18 protein-coding genes are annotated in these 18,803 nt (G+C 48.9%); 12 read left to right on the top strand and 6 right to left on the bottom strand.

The window, feature by feature from the left end:
* Position 1: 1 nt before the first annotated feature.
* The 6 genes from tpx to MCB1EB_RS09715 all read right to left on the bottom strand — a co-directional run bounded on the left by tpx (position 2) and on the right by MCB1EB_RS09715 (position 4,525).
* Positions 2 to 502: a thiol peroxidase gene (tpx, locus tag MCB1EB_RS09740; RefSeq protein ID WP_045364753.1), complete on the bottom strand. Its 501-nt coding sequence runs from the start codon at positions 500 to 502 to the stop codon at positions 2 to 4.
* A gap of 21 nt (positions 503 to 523) precedes the next feature.
* Positions 524 to 1,450, bottom strand: coding sequence for a 50S ribosomal protein L11 methyltransferase (gene prmA / locus MCB1EB_RS09735; protein ID WP_045364756.1), 927 nt, complete (start codon positions 1,448 to 1,450; stop codon positions 524 to 526).
* A 15-nt stretch (positions 1,451 to 1,465) separates the two neighbouring features.
* A complete protein-coding gene (gene accC, locus MCB1EB_RS09730) occupies positions 1,466 to 2,833 on the bottom strand; it encodes an acetyl-CoA carboxylase biotin carboxylase subunit (protein ID WP_045364759.1) in 1,368 nt (455 codons plus the stop codon).
* Positions 2,834 to 2,849: 16 nt separating this feature from the next.
* Complete coding sequence (gene accB, locus MCB1EB_RS09725) at positions 2,850 to 3,323, bottom strand: acetyl-CoA carboxylase biotin carboxyl carrier protein (protein WP_026921373.1); 474 nt, start codon at positions 3,321 to 3,323, stop codon at positions 2,850 to 2,852.
* 60 nt (positions 3,324 to 3,383) lie between these two features.
* Positions 3,384 to 3,830, bottom strand: a complete 447-nt coding sequence (gene aroQ, locus MCB1EB_RS09720; RefSeq protein WP_045364762.1) for a type II 3-dehydroquinate dehydratase — start codon at positions 3,828 to 3,830, stop codon at positions 3,384 to 3,386.
* A 137-nt stretch (positions 3,831 to 3,967) separates the two neighbouring features.
* The gene (locus tag MCB1EB_RS09715) at positions 3,968 to 4,525 is read right to left on the bottom strand and encodes a TlpA family protein disulfide reductase (protein ID WP_126354016.1); all 558 of its coding nucleotides are present in this window, start codon (positions 4,523 to 4,525) and stop codon (positions 3,968 to 3,970) included.
* 264 nt (positions 4,526 to 4,789) lie between these two features.
* Here MCB1EB_RS09715 and tssA point away from each other — a divergent pair, with 264 nt between their 5' ends.
* The 12 genes from tssA (at position 4,790) to tssK (ending at position 18,786) form a co-directional block, all read left to right on the top strand.
* Positions 4,790 to 5,794 carry a type VI secretion system protein TssA gene (gene tssA / locus MCB1EB_RS09710; protein WP_045364766.1) on the top strand — a complete coding sequence of 335 codons (1,005 nt, stop codon included), beginning with the start codon at positions 4,790 to 4,792 and terminating at the stop codon, positions 5,792 to 5,794.
* 79 nt (positions 5,795 to 5,873) lie between these two features.
* On the top strand, positions 5,874 to 6,389 hold the full coding sequence (gene tssB, locus MCB1EB_RS09705) for a type VI secretion system contractile sheath small subunit (protein WP_045364769.1): 516 nt from the start codon (positions 5,874 to 5,876) through the stop codon (positions 6,387 to 6,389).
* Between the two features lie 2 nt (positions 6,390 to 6,391).
* Positions 6,392 to 7,888, top strand: coding sequence for a type VI secretion system contractile sheath large subunit (gene tssC, locus MCB1EB_RS09700; RefSeq protein ID WP_045366324.1), 1,497 nt, complete (start codon positions 6,392 to 6,394; stop codon positions 7,886 to 7,888).
* Positions 7,889 to 7,937: 49 nt separating this feature from the next.
* A complete protein-coding gene (locus MCB1EB_RS09695; RefSeq protein WP_026921368.1) occupies positions 7,938 to 8,426 on the top strand; it encodes an Hcp family type VI secretion system effector in 489 nt (162 codons plus the stop codon).
* Positions 8,413 to 8,907 (top strand): type VI secretion system baseplate subunit TssE, encoded by a 495-nt coding sequence (gene tssE / locus MCB1EB_RS09690; protein WP_045364772.1) that lies wholly within the window; start codon positions 8,413 to 8,415, stop codon positions 8,905 to 8,907. Before MCB1EB_RS09695 ends, tssE begins: the two co-directional genes overlap by 14 nt.
* Entirely contained in the window at positions 8,907 to 10,775 is a 1,869-nt protein-coding gene (tssF, locus tag MCB1EB_RS09685; protein ID WP_045364774.1) for a type VI secretion system baseplate subunit TssF, read from the top strand. Before tssE ends, tssF begins: the two co-directional genes overlap by 1 nt.
* The gene (gene tssG / locus MCB1EB_RS09680) at positions 10,760 to 11,818 is read left to right on the top strand and encodes a type VI secretion system baseplate subunit TssG (protein WP_045364777.1); all 1,059 of its coding nucleotides are present in this window, start codon (positions 10,760 to 10,762) and stop codon (positions 11,816 to 11,818) included. Before tssF ends, tssG begins: the two co-directional genes overlap by 16 nt.
* The gene (gene tssH, locus MCB1EB_RS09675) at positions 11,784 to 14,507 is read left to right on the top strand and encodes a type VI secretion system ATPase TssH (RefSeq protein WP_045364780.1); all 2,724 of its coding nucleotides are present in this window, start codon (positions 11,784 to 11,786) and stop codon (positions 14,505 to 14,507) included. Before tssG ends, tssH begins: the two co-directional genes overlap by 35 nt.
* Positions 14,508 to 14,550: 43 nt before the next feature.
* Positions 14,551 to 14,940: a DUF4280 domain-containing protein gene (locus MCB1EB_RS09670; protein WP_045364785.1), complete on the top strand. Its 390-nt coding sequence runs from the start codon at positions 14,551 to 14,553 to the stop codon at positions 14,938 to 14,940.
* Positions 14,941 to 14,951: 11 nt separating this feature from the next.
* Positions 14,952 to 16,940: a type VI secretion system Vgr family protein gene (locus MCB1EB_RS09665; protein ID WP_045364788.1), complete on the top strand. Its 1,989-nt coding sequence runs from the start codon at positions 14,952 to 14,954 to the stop codon at positions 16,938 to 16,940.
* Between the two features lie 64 nt (positions 16,941 to 17,004).
* A complete protein-coding gene (locus tag MCB1EB_RS09660) occupies positions 17,005 to 17,382 on the top strand; it encodes a hypothetical protein (protein ID WP_126354015.1) in 378 nt (125 codons plus the stop codon).
* 69 nt (positions 17,383 to 17,451) lie between these two features.
* Positions 17,452 to 18,786, top strand: a complete 1,335-nt coding sequence (gene tssK, locus MCB1EB_RS09655) for a type VI secretion system baseplate subunit TssK (RefSeq protein ID WP_045364794.1) — start codon at positions 17,452 to 17,454, stop codon at positions 18,784 to 18,786.
* The last annotated feature ends 17 nt before the right edge of the window (positions 18,787 to 18,803 follow it).

The following is an 18,803-nucleotide window of genomic DNA, read 5'->3' as shown; positions in this document are numbered from 1 at the left end:
ATTATCTCAAGGCGGCGAGTGCGGCCTCATAGTTAGGTTCATGCTTAATTTCAGAGACCCGTTCCGCGTGCAAAATTTGATTATTTTCATCCAGCACGAGTACGGCGCGCGCTGTCAAGCCAGCAAGTGGCGGGCTGGTTATTTCGACCCCATATTGCCGAGCGAACTCGGGATGGCGAAAGGTAGAGAGTGTCATCAGATGTTCGATGCCGGCAGTGCTACAAAAACGCGCGGCCGCAAATGGCAGATCGGCTGAGATCACCAACACGAGCGTATTCTTAAGCTGACTGGCCGCCTCATTAAAAGTGCGCGCCGAGGTTGCGCAAACAGGGGTATCCAGGCTTGGCACAATATTCAGGATTTTACGCTTGCCGGCGAAATCGGCCAGCTTAACTTCAGCTAAGTCTTTGCCGGTCAGCGTGAAAGGAGGGGCGATTTGATGTAGGGCTGGGAAAGTGCCATTGATCTCGACGGATGTGCCGCCTAAAGTGACTGTAGACATCGTAATTCTCCGATTGAAGCGTTATAAATGATCTGCGGGAAGTCGTTGTCCAGTTAGACACACCCAACCTTCCGCGGCGCGCCAGACCGATAACTTAAGCCAAGGCGCATAATAGGGTATGAGTTCATCTACCTGGTGCTCAAGGATGCCTGAAAGTGCAAGTTGCCCGCCTGGACGTATATTGGCGCATAACCTCGAGGCCATCTGTTTTAGCGGATTAGCCAAAATGTTGGCGATCACAAGATCGAATTGAGCGGGTTGAGCTTCATCAGGAAGATGATAGAGAACATCCGCTTGATTCTGTTCACTGTTGCGGCGCGCCGCGGCAATTGCTTGCGGGTCGATGTCGATGCCAACGACATGCGCTGCGCCGCATTTTTTAGCCAGGATCGCCAAAATCCCAGAGCCACAACCGTAATCAAGCACAGTATGGCCTGCCGTCACGGTTGCTTCAAGCCATTCCATGCATAGGCGCGTAGTGGGGTGACTGCCGGTGCCAAAAGCTAGCCCAGGATCTAGGGCGAGTAGCAGAGCATCTTCAGGCGCGCTTGGGGGCAATGCATGCCAGGAGGGGACGACCCAAATGCGTTGGCCGATTGGGATCGGCTCAAACTGCGCTTGGGTCAGTTGTACCCAGTCTTGCTGCGGTACTTCACGCACCTGATAAGGTGGTAGTGAGGTCAGACCAAGTTGATTGGCGGCAGCGCTAAGCAAAAGCGCAGCTTCATCGGACCCGGCAATGAGCACGCTTAACCGAGAAAGTTGCCACGCAACCTGAGTCGGCTCATAACCCGGCTCGCCAAACAGCGGCTTTTCGTCAAGCGTATCGGCGTGCGCATCTTCAAGGGTGACCGATAAAGCGCCTAACTCAAGCAGAATATCGGAAAGCGCTTGCGCATCTGTTTGCGCGAGCTCCACCACGAGTTCACGATAGCTCTGCGGATTCATGTTAAATGCTCTAAGTTAGGCCTTTTGAAGAGTCGCTTGGTGTTTAGCCGCGAGCTTATTTTCAAGATAATGAATGCTGGTGCCGCCTTCAACAAATTTGGCGTCAAGCATCAGTTCACGGTGTAACGGAATATTGGTGTGAATCCCTTCCACGACCATTTCAGAAAGCGCAATACTCATGCGGCTAATCGCTTGCTCGCGGGTGGCGCCATAGGCGATGACTTTGCCAATCATTGAGTCATAATGGGAAGGCACAAAATAACTGTGATAGGCATGTGAATCGACTCGAATGCCAGGTCCACCAGGCGCATGCCAGGATGTTATGCGGCCGGGCGAAGGGGTAAATTTATAGGCGTCCTCAGCATTGATCCGGCATTCAATCGCATGGCCTTTCAGAATCACTTCGCGTTGCTTAAAGCGTAGTTTTTCCCCCGCCGCCACGCGGATTTGTTCTTGTACGATGTCAATCCCAGTAATCATCTCTGTGACCGGGTGCTCAACCTGTACTCGCGTATTCATTTCAATGAAATAGAATTCGTTATTCTCGTATAAAAACTCAAAAGTGCCCGCGCCGAGATACCCCATTTTTTTACATGCGTCCACACAGCGATCCCCAATCCGCTCGATCAGGCGGCGCGAAATATGAGGCGCTGGTGCTTCTTCGATGACTTTTTGGTGACGTCGCTGCATTGAGCAATCGCGCTCACCTAGCCAGATTGCGTGCTTAAATGAATCGGCTAGTACTTGAATTTCGATATGGCGTGGGTTCTCCAAGAACTTTTCCATATACACATTAGGATTGCCGAATGCGCGTCCGGCTTCTTCGCGAGTCATATTGACGGCGTTAATGAGAGCGGCTTCCGTATGGACCACGCGCATGCCTCGTCCGCCACCTCCGCCCGCAGCTTTAATAATCACTGGATAGGTAATTTGGCGCGCAAGCTTGATGATTTCTTTCGGATCTTCAGGTAAAGCGCCTTCGGAGCCTGGCACACAAGGCACCCCGGCTTTAATCATGGTTTGCTTGGCAGATACTTTGTCGCCCATTAAACGAATGGTTTCCGGACGTGGCCCAATAAAAGTAAAGCCGGATTGTTCGACGCGCTCGGCAAAATCAGCATTTTCTGATAAAAAGCCATAGCCAGGGTGGATCGCTTCAGCATCGGTAACTTCAGCCGCGCTAATAATGGCGGGCATATTTAGATAGGATTGCGCGGAAGGAGCGGGTCCAATGCAGACGGCTTCATCGGCTAAACGCACATATTTCGCTTCTTTGTCTGCTTCAGAATAGACAACTACGGTTTTGACACCGAGCTCCCGGCAGGCGCGTTGAATGCGCAGCGCAATTTCGCCGCGATTGGCAATTAAGATTTTTTCAAACATATGACATTATTGGATTTTAGGCAATGACAAACAAGCGTTGCCCATATTCGACAGGTTGACCGTTCTCAGCCAGAATTTCTTTCACAATGCCTGTTTTATCGGCCTCAATTTCGTTGAGGAGCTTCATGGCTTCTATAATGCACAGGGTTTGTCCTTCTTTGACGCTATCGCCAATTTGCACAAAAGGATCTGCGCCTGGCGATGGGGAGCGGTAGAAAGTGCCTACCATCGGAGATTGAACGATATGACCCTGCACCACCTCGTTAACCGTCGCTTCTGCGTTTGACATTGGCGTGGCGCTAGCCGTCACTTCAGTCACGCTGGCTTGAATTGGCGCGTTGAATTGTGGCATGGATCCAGGCGCTTGCAAATAAACCGGCGCTGTATTTTTGACAATCCGAACCTTGCCTTCCCCTTCGGTGACTTCTAGTTCAGAGATGCAAGAGTCTGATACTAGGTCGATGAGTGTTTTGAGCTTACGTAAATCCATTGATAAGTTCCCATGAAAATAATGGCTGCCACAGCAGCGCATAATAACTAATTTAACTAATTAGGTAGGTTTCAGTTGATCAAGCGCAAATTCCAGCGCAAATAGATAACTGTGCCAGCCCAAGCCGCAAATCACGCCAAGCGCCTGACTTGAAAGAAATGATTGATGCCTAAATGCCTCACGGCGGTGAATATTCGATAAATGTACTTCGATAAATGGAATATCTACGCCAACCAACGCATCGCGTAGCGCTACGCTGGTGTGTGTAAGGCCGGCTGGATTGATAACAATGAAATCAATATTTTCCGCCTTGGCCTGGTGCACACGGTCAATTAATCCCCCTTCATGGTTGCTTTGGAAGGTTTCTACTGTAGCGTCTTCGGAGGCAGCGCGTTGTTGCAAGCGTTGGTTGATTTCGCTGAGTGTCAGGCGACCATATACCTCTGGCTCTCGCAAGCCGAGTAAATTGAGGTTAGGGCCATGCAACACGAGTAGCCGAGCAGTCATTTAATATCTAATTTAAGGAAATTGGGCGAACTTTACCGCCGAATAGCGAAGTTTGTCTAGTTTAATAAAAAAAAGTAGGCAGTAAATGACTCGATTAGGAGAGTTATATTTTGTACACTAGTCTGCTTAAATCGCTATTATAGATTATTAAGTTGTTGGCGGAACTCGGCGGCACTACGGCGACCTAATGCAGTATAGTGAATTTCTCCGGCTTGATTCAGAATCACTGTAAAAGGCAGTCCACCTTGAGCATTGCCGAAGCCGCGCGCCAATTCTATCCCACCGAAGCCGGCAATATAGAGTGGATAAGGTATTTTGGTTTTTTGCGTAAACTGTTCGACATGATTCGCTGAATCAACAGCGATACCGATAAACTGCAGGCCACTAGGCGCATATTCCTTATAAAGCATGGCAAGCGTTTCGATTTCTTGCACGCAATGCGCACACCAGGGAGCCCAGAAATGAATCACCAGGGGTTTGCCGCGGTATTGCTCAAAAGAGTGTGTGGAACGCGCAACGGCGTGTGCCGGCGGAATCGGCGCAGTAGAGTTTGACAATTGCGGCAATTGAGTCTGCCACCAACCGGTAGGAACGGGGCGCTGCGAGTTATCACGAGCGGCGGCGTAAAAGGGTGCACTTGCTATCAGCGCAGCAGCCCCTATCCATAAAGAGATAAAGAGAGATTTTCTAAACATTTCAATATGATACAGAAAATCTCGCCATCTGGCGTATGCGCCGAATAACTGCACAAACCTGCTTGTCTAAAAGTGAAATGGTGTGTGTAAATCGCACAGTTAGGCATACCGAGCCGATCAAAGTAAGCAATGGTCAGTAGTATTCTTTATGCCTATCAATCTGTGGGTAACTACCCTTGAAATTCTTTGCCAGAATCCATTTAACTCTGCTAGGATTCGTTCGAATGCTGTTTAAAACAAGTCATTTAATTTGAGAATATAAGCGTGGCTATTCCTGATCTCGCCCCTTTCTTGCTTGCTGTCACCGAAACCAATCCGTGTGGCGATAATCTTGAATATGATTCTCAGTTTCTGTATTTGGAAAAAGTGATTGAGGGTAAACCCGAAGTCCAGTATGGCGATACTGTAATGCAGGCGACAGCGCCAGATTGGAGGCAGGTTGAAGCTCTGGCCATAGAGCTACTGGTGCGTAGTCGGGATTTACGCATCGTTGCGCACTTAACGCAAGCATTACTGGCCCAGTATAGTTTTAGTGGCTTTGCCGTTGGCTTGGCGCTGCTCGAGGGTTTGCTTGAGCGCTACTGGCATGTGGTGCATCCGCAACTCGACAGCCAAGATGACAATGATCCCACTACGCGTTTAAACACGCTACTTTTTTTAATTAATGAAGATTTGCTGCGCGATGTGCGTAATGCGCCATTGCTTGTATCGAAGACGCAAGGCACGCTGAGTTTGCGTGATCTTGAATATGCATTGGGAGAACTCCCGCTGCCGCCAGATATGGCGCCTGCATCTTTGGCTTTGATTGAGAGTCAGCTTTCGCAGATGACCGAAGCCATATCAGCCATTGAAAAAATACTTGGGAGTATTGCGCACATTAGTCAAATAGTGATAGGGCAGGTCGGGGTTGTGCGGTCGATTGATTTCTCGCCTTTATTAAAAATACTAAAGTGTGCGCATGATTTTTTTAGTAAGCGGCTTAATCCGAATGCATCCAGGCAAGCAACTGCAGCATTGGCGCAGGATTCTGAATGCGACTCATTTGTCAATGATTTAAAAACACCGCGTTGTGCAATCACAACGCAAGAAGATGTCGTTGCTACAATTGATCGTATTTGTGCATACTACGAGATCAGAGAACCATCAAGTCCGGTTGCACTTTTATTAAGGCGCGCACAGCGTTTGGTCGGAAAAGATTTTATTGAGATCTTGCAGGACCTTGTGCCGGATGCATTACATCAAGCAAAACAGATTAGCGGTATCGATTAGCCCATATTAAAAAGACGATAGTAGAAAATTGTTTACTATCGTTTGTAGGTCGTCATTACTTAACAGTAAAGGAGGCATTGTGGTGAAAGAGAGCAGTCAGAAGTTTATCGCCCGGAATCGAGCACCTCGGGTGCAGATTGAGTATGACGTCGAAGTATATGGGGCTGAGAAAAAGGTTAATTTACCTTTTATCGCAGGCGTACTATCCGACTTGTCAGGTCAGCCAGCAGAACCATTGCCGCCGGTTGCAGAACGCAAACTCCTGGAAATCGATGTCGACAATTTCAATGAACGTCTAAAAGCAATTAAGCCGCGCGTAGCCACGCGTGTCGCCAATACCCTTACTGGCGAAGGAGAGTTGAGCGTAGAACTGACTTTCGAAAGCATGGAAGATTTTTCGCCGGCAGCCATTGCTAAAAAAGTAGATACGCTCAGGCAACTGCTTGAAGCACGTACCCAGCTTGCTAATTTATTGACCTATATGGATGGTAAAACCGGTGCTGAGGAGCTGATTGCCAATCTACTCAATGATCCGGCGTTAATGCAATCATTAGTTTCACAAGCAAAACCTCAACCTGTTAGCGAGGAGGCATGATTATGGCTGAGCAACTCGTGCAGGATCAGGTAGGCGCTGGTGAGAAACTGCTGGAAACAAATGAATTCGCCAGTTTGTTGCAAAAAGAATTTAGGCCAAGAACGGACAAAGCCAAAGAAGCCGTTGAACACGCGGTGCAAACATTGGCTGAGCAGGCATTGCGCGAGGCGAATGTCGTTTCTGGGAATGTCTTGTCGACGATCGAAGCGCTGATTGCCCAGATTGATCAGAAACTCACGGCGCAAATTAATTTGATTTTACATGCACCGGAATTTCAACAGGTTGAGAGTGCCTGGCGCGGCTTACATCATTTAGTCAGTAATACGGAGACTGATGAGACGCTGAAGATTCGGGTCATGAATATTTCAAAAAACGAGCTGGCTAAAACTTTAAAAAAATATAAAGGTACCGCTTGGGATCAAAGTCCGATTTTCAAGAAAATTTACGAAGAAGAATATGGTCAATTTGGCGGCGAGCCTTATGGCATGCTTGTTGCCGATTATTATTTTGATCATAGTAATCAAGACATTGAACTCTTGACACAAATCGCTAAGGTTTCTGCCGCTGCGCATACGCCTTTCATTACCGCTGCCGAGCCCTCGGTAATGCTGATGGATTCATGGCAGGAACTCGCCAATCCACGTGACTTGACAAAGATCTTTTCAACGCCAGAGCATGCCGCATGGCGTTCATTACGTGAATCGGAGGACTCGCGTTACGTGGGCTTGACGCTGCCACGCTTTTTAGCCCGTATCCCTTATGGCGTAAAAGGTGAGCCGGTTGAAGCGTTTAACTTTGAAGAAGATACGGCAGGCGCTGATAGCAGCAAATACACGTGGGCCAATTCGGCTTATGCAATGGCCACCAATATCACGCGCTCTTACAAAACTTACGGCTGGTGTTCGCGTATCCGTGGTATTGAATCAGGGGGCGCGGTTGAAGGGTTGCCGGTTCATGCATTTCCGACCGACGATGGCGGTGTCGATATGAAATGCCCAACTGAAATTGCCATCAGCGACCGGCGGGAAGCAGAATTAGCCAAAAATGGTTTTATGCCGTTAGTGCATAGAAAAAACTCTGATTTTGCCGCCTTTATCGGAGCTCAATCATTGCATAAACCGGCCGAATACGATGACCCGGATGCGACCGCGAATGCTAATCTGGCTGCTCGCTTACCTTATTTATTCGCTTGTTGCCGCTTTGCGCATTATCTTAAATGCATTGTGCGTGATAAGGTCGGCGCATTTAAAGAAAAAGAGGAAATGCAGCGTTGGCTGCAGAACTGGATTTTGCAGTATGTGGACGGTGATCCCGCCCATTCAACAGAGAGCACTAAAGCCCGTAAACCGTTGGCTAACGCCGAGGTGGAGCTGGAAGAAATCGAGGGTAACCCAGGCTATTATGCCGCCAAATTTTTCTTGCGTCCGCACTATCAACTGGAAGGGCTTACTGTTTCGCTGCGACTGGTATCTAAGCTGCCTTCACAAAAGGCCGCTTAGATCGGGCAAAAGCCCGTAAACAAGTAGATTTTTTTAAGGGGAGATTGGAATGGCAGCTGATATTTTTCTGAAGTTGGGTGATGTGAAGGGCGAGTCGATCGATCATACGCATAAAGACGAAATAGAGGTCCTGTCGTGGAGCTGGGGCGCAAATCAATCTGCAACTTTTCATGAGGGAACTGGCGGGGGCAGTGGGAAAGGCTCGATCAAAAATCTCTCGATCGCCAAGTATATGGATCAATCGAGTCCTACGTTGTTTCAATTATGTGTTTCAGGACAGCATATTGAAAGTGCGCAGCTGACTGTGCGTAAGGCAGGTGGTAAAAGCCCACTGGAATATTTTAAACTTAAACTGAAAAAAGTCCTGATCTCGTCCTATGCAACGGGCGGCAGTGGCGGGATGGATCGTATTACAGAAAATATTTCGCTTAATTTCGCTGAAGTTGAAGCTGTTTATCAGCCACAAGATACGACTGGAGCGAAAAAAGGCGGAGAAGTGACTGGAAAATGGAATATTCCAGCCAATGCTGAGGCCTAATTCATTGCTGGATTGTTTAACTGATCTTGACCCGGAAGCCAGGCAGGATGCCAAAGAGCGTCGTACGGTATCGCTGTCTGGGCTAAAACAAAGCATACAGCGGGACCTTAGCTGGCTACTCAATGCGACCTCTTTAAGTTCAGTTCAAGCTCTAGACAGTTATCCTTATGTCGCTGAATCCGTAATTAATTACGGATTTCAGGATATTGCTGGCAAAACAATTTTAGATCTTGATCTGGACACGATTGCCCAGTCTATCCGTAAGATGATTTGGGCATTTGAGCCGCGCCTGATCCGCCATACCGTGCGGGTCAGCTTCCTGTCTGATCATAAAAACCAGAAAACCATGCAGCAGCGTAACGTATTGCCTTTTTTGATTGAGGGTGATTTGCGCGCGCAATTATTTACTGAACGTCTTTATTTTAGAACCGAGCTGGATCTTGAAGCTGGCCAGGCTCGGGTATTTGAACAGGGCGCATAATGAATCCTACTTTACTCAAATACTATAGTCAGGAGCTTCAGTATTTGCGTGAGATAGGAGGAGAATTTGCCGAAGCATTTCCGAAAATCGCCGGCAGACTTGGCCTGGATAGTTTGGAGTGCGCGGATCCTAATGTAGAGCGATTATTAGAGGGCTTCAGTTTTTTGGCTGCGCGTGTGCAAATGAAGCTGGATGCACAATTTCCGCAGTTTACGCAGCAATTGATGGAGCTGATTTATCCGCACTATCTGGCACCCACGCCAGCGATGACTGTGGTGCAGCTACAGCCTGATCTCAGTCACCCCGGTTTGGCGGATGGCATTAAAGTGCCGCGCCAGAGTGCCTTGCACAGCGTCCTGGATAAACATAGTTCAACGCGGTGTGAATATCGTACCGGCCAGGATGTTACGCTCTGGCCGCTGGAGCTTACGCAAGCTCAATTTTTTACGCATAGCGAAATGCTGAGCAATCAAATTGTTCTGCCGCATAAGATTAAAGCCGGCATCCGCTTACGTCTGAAATTACATGGTGGACTTAAGTTTAATCAATTAAAAATTGAGAGCTTGCCTCTTTATTTGCAAGGTGCGGATGGCTTGGCAACGCGCATTTATGAATATTTTATCGGCGCGGCGCAAACCTGCATTATGTTGCCTGTGGAGCGTCCGGCAAAGTGGAGCCAAACATTACCCAAAAGCGCCGTGCGTCCGATGGGTTTTGACGAGACGGAGGCATTGCTGCCGCTGCATAAACAATCTTTTCAGGGGTATCGGTTACTGCAGGAGTATTTTGCGTTTCCGGCGCGGTTTTTATTTGTCGAAATAGCCGGCCTGCAGCCTGCGCTCAGTCGCTGTGCTGAGAGCGAAATTGAAATTTATGTGTTGCTTGACCGCACGGATGCATTACTGGAGCGCAGACTAGATGTATCAAATTTTGCGCTGCATTGTACGCCGGCAATCAATCTTTTTGCGCGCCGTACAGATCGTATCCCAGTGAATCTTACCCAGGCAGAATATCATGTGGTCGTAGATCGCACCCGGCCTCTGGATTTTGAGGTATATCAAATAGAAGAAGTCATAGGTCATGGTGTTGGGGCGGTGCCTGAACAAAAGTTCAGGCCTCTTTATGCTGCGCATGACCACCGCGCAGACCGGCAGCCTACCGCATTTTATCAGGTGCGACGTGAAAAACGTCGTCTGCCTACCCGGCAACAGCCTCAAGCATCTTCTGATTATCTTGGGAATGAAACGTTTATTTCATTGGTTGATAGTGCGCAGGCTCCATTTGATGATGAAGTCCGCCAGCTCGGTCTCAAAGTACTGTGCACAAATCGACATTTAGCGACTGATATTCTGCTCGGCGCAGGAACCACCGACTTTACGCTTGATGGGGAAGCGCCCCTTAAAGGGATTCGCTGCCTAGCGGGCCCTAGCGCGCCTTTACCGGCTTATGCCGAAGAGACTGCCTGGCGTTTGATTAACCATTTATCTTTAAATTACTCATCCTTGGTCGATGCGAAAGCAGGCGATGGCGTACAAGCGCTGCATGATTTACTGAATTTATATTGCCCGGCGCATGATATTGCGCTGCACCGACAAATCGAGGGTTTGCGTTCTTTGCAAGCGCGCCCGGTAACCCGACGTTTGCCTTCTCACGGGCCGATTATCTTTGGGCGTGGGTTTGAGTTAACTTTATTGTTTGATGAAGCTGAGTTTGAGGGGGCCAGCGCATTTTTATTTAGCGCCATACTCGCCCAATTTTTTGCTCAATATGTGTCTGTCAATTCATTTACTGAAACAGTTTTGAAAACCATCGCGCGCGGTGAAGTATTTCGCTGGCCAGCAAGGATAGGACGATGCCAGACACTTTGAAAAGGCTCGCTTATTTGGCGGAGAATATTCATCGCTTTGATTTTTTTCAAGCGTTGCGCCTGCTTGAGTGTCTTTCTGCGGAACAGCCCCGGCTGGGCGAATCGCTGCGCCCTGCCGAAGATAGCGTTCGCCTTGGGCAAAACGTTGAGCTGACTTTTGCACCTACTGCGCTGGCAGCCTTTGAATCTTGGCATGAGAATGAAGAGGCCGCCAGCCTTAAAGTCAATTTTTTTGGCCTATTCGGACCCAATGGCCCACTTCCTTTGCACCTGACTGAATATGCCCGGGATCGGGCGCGCAACGCTGGCGACAAAACTTTAGTAGGTTTTCTGGATATTTTTCATCACCGCATGCTGTCGCTATTTTTTCGGGCGTGGGCGGTGGCGCAGCCGGTTGTCAGTCTGGATCGCCCACAAAGTGATCGATTTTCAATTTATGTGCGTAGCTTACTCGGGATTGGCGGCGCTTCATCCCCCTTGCCCGATGCCATCCCAGTTTTTGCCAAATTACATCTGGCCGGCATTTTGGTTATGCCCACTCGTCATGCTTCTGGCTTACGGCAAATTCTGGCCAGTTTTTTTGCTTTGCCAACGGAGATTGAAGAAGCGGTGGGGGATTGGATCGAATTGCCGGATGATGCGCGGTCCTCATTGGGCGTCTCCGGCAATAATGCAGAATTGGGTATTTCAACCATTCTTGGCCGCCGTGTCTGGGATTGCCAGCATAAATTTCGCATTGTGCTAGGTCCTCTGGTCTGGGCTGACTATTTGCGGTTTTTGCCCGGTAGTGATGGGCTAAAACAATTAAGGGATTGGGTCGATTATTATATTCGTGATGGACTCAAGTGGGAGCTGAAACTGTATCTCAAAAAAGAGGAAGCGTTGCCCTTAAGACTTGGGCGACAGGCGCGGCTTGGTTACAGTAGTTGGCTAGCAAATCAACCGCTCCAGCAAGATCCTTTTATCATTTTTAAACCATCGACACTTTGTGCCGGGCAAGAGGTTCTTAATGCCAGAAATCAGCCGTTTAACTCTCTTTGGTAAATTAAATCCGCTGGCTTATCGCGCGGTGGAAAGTGGCACAGTTTTTTGTAAATTGCGCGGCAATCCTTATGTTGAGCTGAGCCATTGGCTGCACCAGATTTTGCAGCTTCAGGATTCTGATATCCACCGAATCATCCGCTATTTTGAGATTGATCTAGCCCATTTGGCGCGTGATATGACGCACGCGCTGGATCAGTTGCCGCGTGGTTCAACTTCAATTATGGATATTTCATCCCAAGTCGAAGAAGCGGTTGAGCGCGGTTGGGTATTGAGTTCATTAATGTTTGGCGCGACTCAGATCCGTACCGGCTATTTGCTTTTTGGGATTTTAAAAACCGCCTCTTTGCGTCATGCATTGTTCGCTATCTCACGGCAATTTGAAAAAATTAAACTGGATGATCTGGCGGATAATTTAACGCAAATCCTCAAAGAGTCTGTAGAAACCGGCACCGAACTGGATAATTTAACCGGCCAAGTGCCAACCGATGAACCCTATCCCGCTCCTGCTGCGCTAGGTAAACAGCAGGCGCTCAAACGCTTTACGATTGATCTCACCGAACAAGCGCGTAGCGGCAAGCTAGATCCGATTATCGGGCGTGCCCGGGAAATTCGCCAGGTGATTGATATTTTGATGCGCCGACGTCAAAACAATCCGATTCTGGTGGGTGAAGCGGGGGTTGGAAAAACCGCAGTGGTGGAGGGCCTGGCTCAAGCCATTGCGGCGGGCAATGTGCCTCCCCCATTGAAAGAGGTGACTTTACGCGTGCTCGATTTGGGTCTGCTTAAAGCCGGTGCCAGTATGAAAGGTGAGTTTGAAGAACGGCTGCGTCAGGTGATTGAGGAAGTCCAGACCTGTACCAAGCCTATCGTTCTTTTTATTGACGAAGCGCACACGTTGGTCGGTGCCGGAGGTATGGAAGGTACCGGGGATGCCGCCAATTTGCTTAAACCTGCTTTAGCACGTGGAACGCTTCGGACAGTGGCGGCGACAACCTGGGCTGAATATAAAAAGTACATTGAGAAAGATCCGGCACTAACCCGCCGATTCCAGGCCGTTACAGTGCTTGAGCCATCTGAAGAAGACGCCATTACGATGTTGCGTGGCATGGCGCTTATAATGGAAAAACACCACAAAGTGCAGGTACTTGATGAGGCGCTGAGCGCTGCTGTCAAGCTCTCGCATCGTTACATTCCGGCGCGCCAGCTACCTGATAAAGCGGTCAGTTTGCTGGATACTGCCTGTGCTCGTGTTGCCGTGAGCCAACACGCCACACCGGCGTCGATTGCGGCTTTGCATGAGCGCATGGCCATCTTGCAAAATGAACTTGAGATTCTGGAGCGGGAAACTGCCGCGGGCATTGATACGACGCAGCGGACCAAGCAGGTCGCTGAAAAATTACAGGTTGAACGCGATCATCTGGGTGAGCTTGAAGTGCGCTGGCAAGCTGAACAGCGCTGGGCTGAGCGTATTTTTGCGTTAAAAGCAAAGTTATCTGGCCTGATTCATACAACCGACACCGCGCCGGCGGCTTTGTCCAAGCCTGAGACCGAAGCTTGTTTGGCGGAACTCAGAACCTTGCAAAATGAGATGGCGCACTATCAAGCAGAAGAACCGCTGATCTTATTGACCGTGGATTATCAGGCCGTGGCGACAATCGTACAGGAGTGGACCGGCATCCCGGTTGGCCGTATGGTCAAAAATGATATTCAAAATGTTTTACATTTGGCTGAAATATTGAACCAACGCATCATCGGCCAAAACCATGCAATAGAAATGATCGCCAAGCGCATCCAAACGTCGCGCGCAGGGCTTGAACACCCCAATAAACCCATCGGCGTATTTATGCTCGCAGGTCCTTCTGGCGTCGGTAAGACAGAAACTGCGCTGGCCTTAGCCGAAGCGCTGTATGGCGGTGAACAAAATCTGACGACGATCAATATGAGTGAGTATCAGGAGGCGCATACCGTATCGTCGTTAAAAGGCGCGCCCCCTGGTTATGTGGGTTATGGCGAAGGCGGAGTATTGACCGAGGCCGTGCGGCGACGCCCTTATGGGGTGATATTGCTAGATGAAGTCGAAAAAGCGCATCCCGATGTACATGAAATTTTTTTCCAGGTCTTTGATAAAGGCTGGATGGAAGATGGCGAGGGTCGCGCAATCGATTTTAAAAACACTTTAATTCTTCTGACGACGAATGTAGGCAGCGAGCAGATTATGGATTTATGCCAGGATCCGGTCCGGCGCACAGAACCTGACAAGCTTGCCAAATCCTTACGCGGGGCGCTATTAGACGTTTTTCCGCCCGCTCTTTTGGGCCGCTTGGTGGTTATTCCTTATTATCCGCTGAATGAAGAAATGCTGGATTTGATTATTCGGCTGCAATTGCGCCGTATCGAGCAACGTGTGCGTGAACGCTACCAAATTCCTTTTACGGTCGATGATGAAGTGGTTAAATTAATCGCCGCTCGCTGTGAGGAGCTGGAAAGTGGGGGGCGCATGATTGACGCGATTTTAACCAATACTTTATTGCCGCATATTAGTAATGTCATGCTTAATGCGCAGTTAATGGGTGAGGGTTTAAGGTATGTGCATGTTTCTGTTAAAGAAAATGAATTTGCCTATGAGTTTGGCGCCGAAGGCCAAAGTGTTGCGCCAGCATTGATTGAAGGTGATCCGGCGTTGGCCTAGATACGATAGTGAGCATTTACTTTGGTTAAAAAGGAAATCACGTATGGCGCATCAAGTCACCATGGGCGCTATGTTGCAATGTAGCTGTGGCACGGCGCCGTCTAGCCTAAATGTCTTGCCGCTCAAGCGGGTTCTGGCCGAAGGGCCTCCTGCCGCGAATATTATGGATCATGCGCCAATGGTGAATATTATGCCCTTTGGCATGTGCAATTCGCTTGCCAATCCTACCGTTGCCTCAGCCACCGCGGCCGCAATGGGTGTTTTGACGCCAATGCCCTGTATTCCAATGACTGTCGCGCCATGGATTCCTGGCGCGCCTACGGTGCTGATTGCGAATCAACCTGCGCTAAATAATAATTCAAAGTGTCTGTGCACTTGGGGCGGTTCAATTAGCGTCACGAATCCGGCCACAGTGAAAACTCTTCTTCCTTAATTGAGCAAGCGATGCCGCCATCCCAGAAAAATCGTCAAATTGTGGTCAAAACTGCGCTGGGTGCTGATATTTTATTGTTTCATCAAATGCGCGGCGCTGAAGAGCTGGGTCGGCTCAGCGAATATCGGCTTGATCTATTAAGTCAAGATGATCGGATCGATTGCCATAAAATGCTGGGACACGATTTGTCTATATCAGTCAAGCTAGCGGCGGGTGGGGAGCGCCAATTTAATGGCATTGTTACGCAGTTTTCAATGATCCGTCCTGGCAATCCGGCGACGCAACAGCTGGCGCTTTATCAAGCAGCGGTTCGGCCGCGTTTGTGGCTTTTGACACGGGCTAAACATTGCCGGTTTTTTTGTGAGCAAAGCGTGCCTCAAATTCTGCTGCACATTTTGCAAGACTACAGTATTGATGTAAGCAATAAATGCTCGGCCAGTTATCCGCAACTGGCGCATTGCACGCAATACCGCGAAACGGATTTCAATTTTGTCAGCCGGTTGATGGAAAAAGAAGGCATTTATTATTATTTTGAGCAGCAAAATGGCAAACATACATTGATTTTATCTGATGCGCCAGACAGTCATAAAACGCTCCCTGATTATGCAGAAATAAAGTATCGCCCCTCAGTTGTCGCGCCACTCGAGCAAGAGTGTATTTATGATTGGAACGCAGGTTTTGAAATTCAAAGCTCAGCTTATGAGTTAAATGATTATTTTTTTGAAAAGCCTTCTTTAAGCAATCAGCAGGGTTTGCTCGCGCGCGCCAAACGCGCCGGACGAACTGAAAACTTGCCTGGCTTGATACAAGAACACCCGGGTGGCTATAGTCAAATTGAGCAGGGTGAGCGCTATGCGCGCGTAGGCGTTGAGGTTTGCCAAACGCGTATGGATTGCATCCGAGGCGCTACCACAGCGCGCGGTATTCGCCCGGGCGGACTTTTTGAGTTAAAAGAGCATCCGCGGAGCGATCTGAATGGTAAATATCTGATCGTTTCTGCACACTATGCGTTGCATTCTGATGCTTATACTTCAGTGAGCGAGACAGTGCCTGTAAGGCCTATTTTTGATTGTCAATTTACTGCCGTGCGTAAAGAAACCGGATTTCGGAGTGAGCGCATTACCCCCAAACCATTGTGCTGCGGACCACAAAGCGCGGTAGTGGTGGGGCCGGATAATGAAGAGATTTGGACGGACGAGTACGGGCGCGTTAAAGTTCAATTTCATTGGGAGCAGTTGCAACCTCCTGCTTCAGATAAAAAACTGCAGCGCTGTTGGGTACGCGTCTCGCAAAATTGGGCCGGCAAGCGCTGGGGTACCTTTTTCTTGCCGCGCGTTGGACAAGAAGTGATCGTGGATTTTCTGGAAGGCGATCCGGATCGACCTCTGGTGGTTGGCGCTTTTTACAATGCCAATACGATGCCGCCTTATAAACTGCCAGCCAATCGCGCTTTAACCACGATTAAGAGCCAGTCTAGCAAAGACGGTAGTGGCTCTAATGAATTACGTTTTAATGATACCAAAGGTGAAGAACAACTCTTTTTCCATGCAGAAAAAGATCATGAAACCTATGTTAAAAATGACTCTTTGTCATGGGTTGGGCACGATCATCATGAAATGGTGCAGGGCAGCCAATTCTTAAATGTGGCGGGGACACGACATCAGACCATAAAGGGCGAGTCCAACGAAAAAGTTGACGGTAATATTTCGCTGACGGCTGCGCAAAATATGCAGCAAAAAGTCGGCAAGAATTATGCGCTGGAGAGTAGCCAAAATATTCATCTTAAAGCCGGCATGAATCTGGTGATTGAGGCGGGACAAAGCATTACGCTTAAGGCAGGCGGTGCATTTATTGTGATCGGGCCAGTCAGTGTCGCCATTTCGGGCACTCCGATTCAATTGAATAGCGGCGGTAAGGCGGGAGCGGGGGTGGGAGCTTCACCCACCGCGCCGCTGGCAGCGCAAGAGGCGGATGATGGCACAAAAAAATTAAAATCCTGAAACGGGGCTAAAACCCAAAGAAGGCGCTTGATAAGATGTATAAATTAATATGCGGGGTAGCGGGATGATAGAAAATAATTTACTGGGAATTAACCTAGAAGAGGAGTGGATAAAAAGGTCTGGCGCGCAGAGGATGCTGGGTCCGTTAGCCAGCGCAAAAATTCTAGGAAATGATTTTATGCAGATGCGCTCTGGATTGAACCCAGTTTTGGATGAGCTTGCCCAGGCCACGTTGAATTTGATACCGCCGTTACCCGGACCCTTTGGGCCAAACCAGCATAGCGAGTTCTCGTCCGATTGGCTTGCCGCGTCAGCCTCGCCAAATGGCCTGACTGCATATTCAGAGCGTATTCCTGATAATTATAATCCGCTGACAAATACATTTTTTGCCTCAGCGCCTGATGCGGTTGCGCTGGCTACATCGTTTGATGATTTTTTATGATGCCGCTAGCGTAGCTAGGTTTTTCCTCTTCGTCCTTCTGATCATCACAGTTTTTTAACGACGCGTAAAATGACTTGGAATAATAAAGTAATCTGGTCTGAAGGCATGCTTTTACAGCCTCAGCACTTACAACAGCAGGATCGGTATTGGCGGGCTCAATTGGATGCGCGATGTGCCGGGTTGCAGCCATATGGTTATGGTTTTAGCGTACTTAAAATTGATGAACAACAGCTTAAGCTAGGTAAATTTTCGTTATTGGAATGTGCCGGTGTATTGGCGGATGGCACCTCCTTTAATTTACCGGCGGATGATGATTTGCCTGCCCCCATCGATATTCCGGAAACTGCGCGCGGTATTTTGGTCAACTTGGCCTTGCCTACAAGGCGCCCCGGTATTCCTGAGTCAGCCAATGAGGATCTGCAAGAGAACTTTGCGCGCTACCGTCTGGCTGAATTTGAGGCGACCAGCAGCCATCAGGAAGCAACGGGCGCTGTATTAATGCATGTGGGCAAATTGCGTTTTCAGTTGACGCTTGAAACTCAGGCGATGAATGCCTATACCTTGCTAGGCGTAGCCCGCCTTATCGAGCGCTTGCCGGATAACCAGGTGGTGCTTGATCCAACTTATATTGCGCCTTGTCTTGATTATCGTATTTCGCGGCGGCTTGCTTCATTTGTGGATGAATTTGTCGGGCTCTTGCATCAACGTGCTGAGGTGCTCGCCAATAGATTGGCACAGCCAGACTTGACTGGAGTAGCTGAAATTGCTGATTTCTTGATGTTGCAATTGGTGAACCGTAACGAGCCTTTATGGCTTCACTATTCGACCATGACCGGGTTGCATCCTGAATTACTGTATCAAAGCCTGCTTCAGTTAGCGGGTGAGTTGACTACTTTTAGCCGACCCAACAAGCGGCCTGGCGAATTTCCAATTTACCGGCACGATAAACTGCGAGAGACCTTTGAGCCGGTGATGGAAAGCCTGCGCTCTTCGCTCAGTATGGTGATGAACCCTAACGCCATTTTATTACCGCTTGAAGAACATAAATTCGGACTCAGGGTGGCGACTCTGTCTGATCCTGAATTATTTAAATCCGCCACTTTTGTGCTTGCCGTCAAAGCCAACCTACCTGCGCAAGTTATTCTCAATCGCTTTACTCAGCAAGTCAAAATCGGTCCGGTCGAGCGCATCCGGGATTTAGTCAACTTGCAACTACCGGGCATCAATCTGCGCGCCCTTTCTGTGGTGCCGCGTCAGTTACCGTTTCATGCCGGTTTTACCTATTTTGAGCTGGATCGTAGTGACGAGCTCTGGCATGAACTTACCGCTTCTGCTGGGCTGGCAGTGCACATTGTAGGAGAATTCCCTGGTCTGGAAGTAGAGCTCTGGGCAGTCCGGCTATAAAACCCGCGGTTTTTCCA

Source organism: Mycoavidus cysteinexigens, from assembly GCF_003966915.1.
Lineage (GTDB): Bacteria > Pseudomonadota > Gammaproteobacteria > Burkholderiales > Burkholderiaceae > Mycoavidus > Mycoavidus cysteinexigens.
Note: the sequence above shows the minus strand (reverse complement) of the source record. Positions and strands in the feature narration are given on the sequence as shown.

Coding starts and splice junctions, on each gene's coding strand:
- tssF (WP_045364774.1), top strand. CDS start 8,907: ATGAATCCTACTTTACTCAAATACTATAGTCAGGAGCTTCAGTATTTG.
- MCB1EB_RS09695 (WP_026921368.1), top strand. CDS start 7,938: ATGGCAGCTGATATTTTTCTGAAGTTGGGTGATGTGAAGGGCGAGTCG.
- tssK (WP_045364794.1), top strand. CDS start 17,452: ATGACTTGGAATAATAAAGTAATCTGGTCTGAAGGCATGCTTTTACAG.
- MCB1EB_RS09670 (WP_045364785.1), top strand. CDS start 14,551: ATGGCGCATCAAGTCACCATGGGCGCTATGTTGCAATGTAGCTGTGGC.
- accC (WP_045364759.1), bottom strand. CDS start 2,833: ATGTTTGAAAAAATCTTAATTGCCAATCGCGGCGAAATTGCGCTGCGC.
- MCB1EB_RS09665 (WP_045364788.1), top strand. CDS start 14,952: ATGCCGCCATCCCAGAAAAATCGTCAAATTGTGGTCAAAACTGCGCTG.
- tssE (WP_045364772.1), top strand. CDS start 8,413: ATGCTGAGGCCTAATTCATTGCTGGATTGTTTAACTGATCTTGACCCG.
- tssG (WP_045364777.1), top strand. CDS start 10,760: ATGCCAGACACTTTGAAAAGGCTCGCTTATTTGGCGGAGAATATTCAT.
- tssC (WP_045366324.1), top strand. CDS start 6,392: ATGGCTGAGCAACTCGTGCAGGATCAGGTAGGCGCTGGTGAGAAACTG.
- aroQ (WP_045364762.1), bottom strand. CDS start 3,830: ATGACTGCTCGGCTACTCGTGTTGCATGGCCCTAACCTCAATTTACTC.
- MCB1EB_RS09660 (WP_126354015.1), top strand. CDS start 17,005: ATGATAGAAAATAATTTACTGGGAATTAACCTAGAAGAGGAGTGGATA.
- MCB1EB_RS09715 (WP_126354016.1), bottom strand. CDS start 4,525: ATGTTTAGAAAATCTCTCTTTATCTCTTTATGGATAGGGGCTGCTGCG.
- tssH (WP_045364780.1), top strand. CDS start 11,784: ATGCCAGAAATCAGCCGTTTAACTCTCTTTGGTAAATTAAATCCGCTG.
- accB (WP_026921373.1), bottom strand. CDS start 3,323: ATGGATTTACGTAAGCTCAAAACACTCATCGACCTAGTATCAGACTCT.
- tpx (WP_045364753.1), bottom strand. CDS start 502: ATGTCTACAGTCACTTTAGGCGGCACATCCGTCGAGATCAATGGCACT.
- prmA (WP_045364756.1), bottom strand. CDS start 1,450: ATGAATCCGCAGAGCTATCGTGAACTCGTGGTGGAGCTCGCGCAAACA.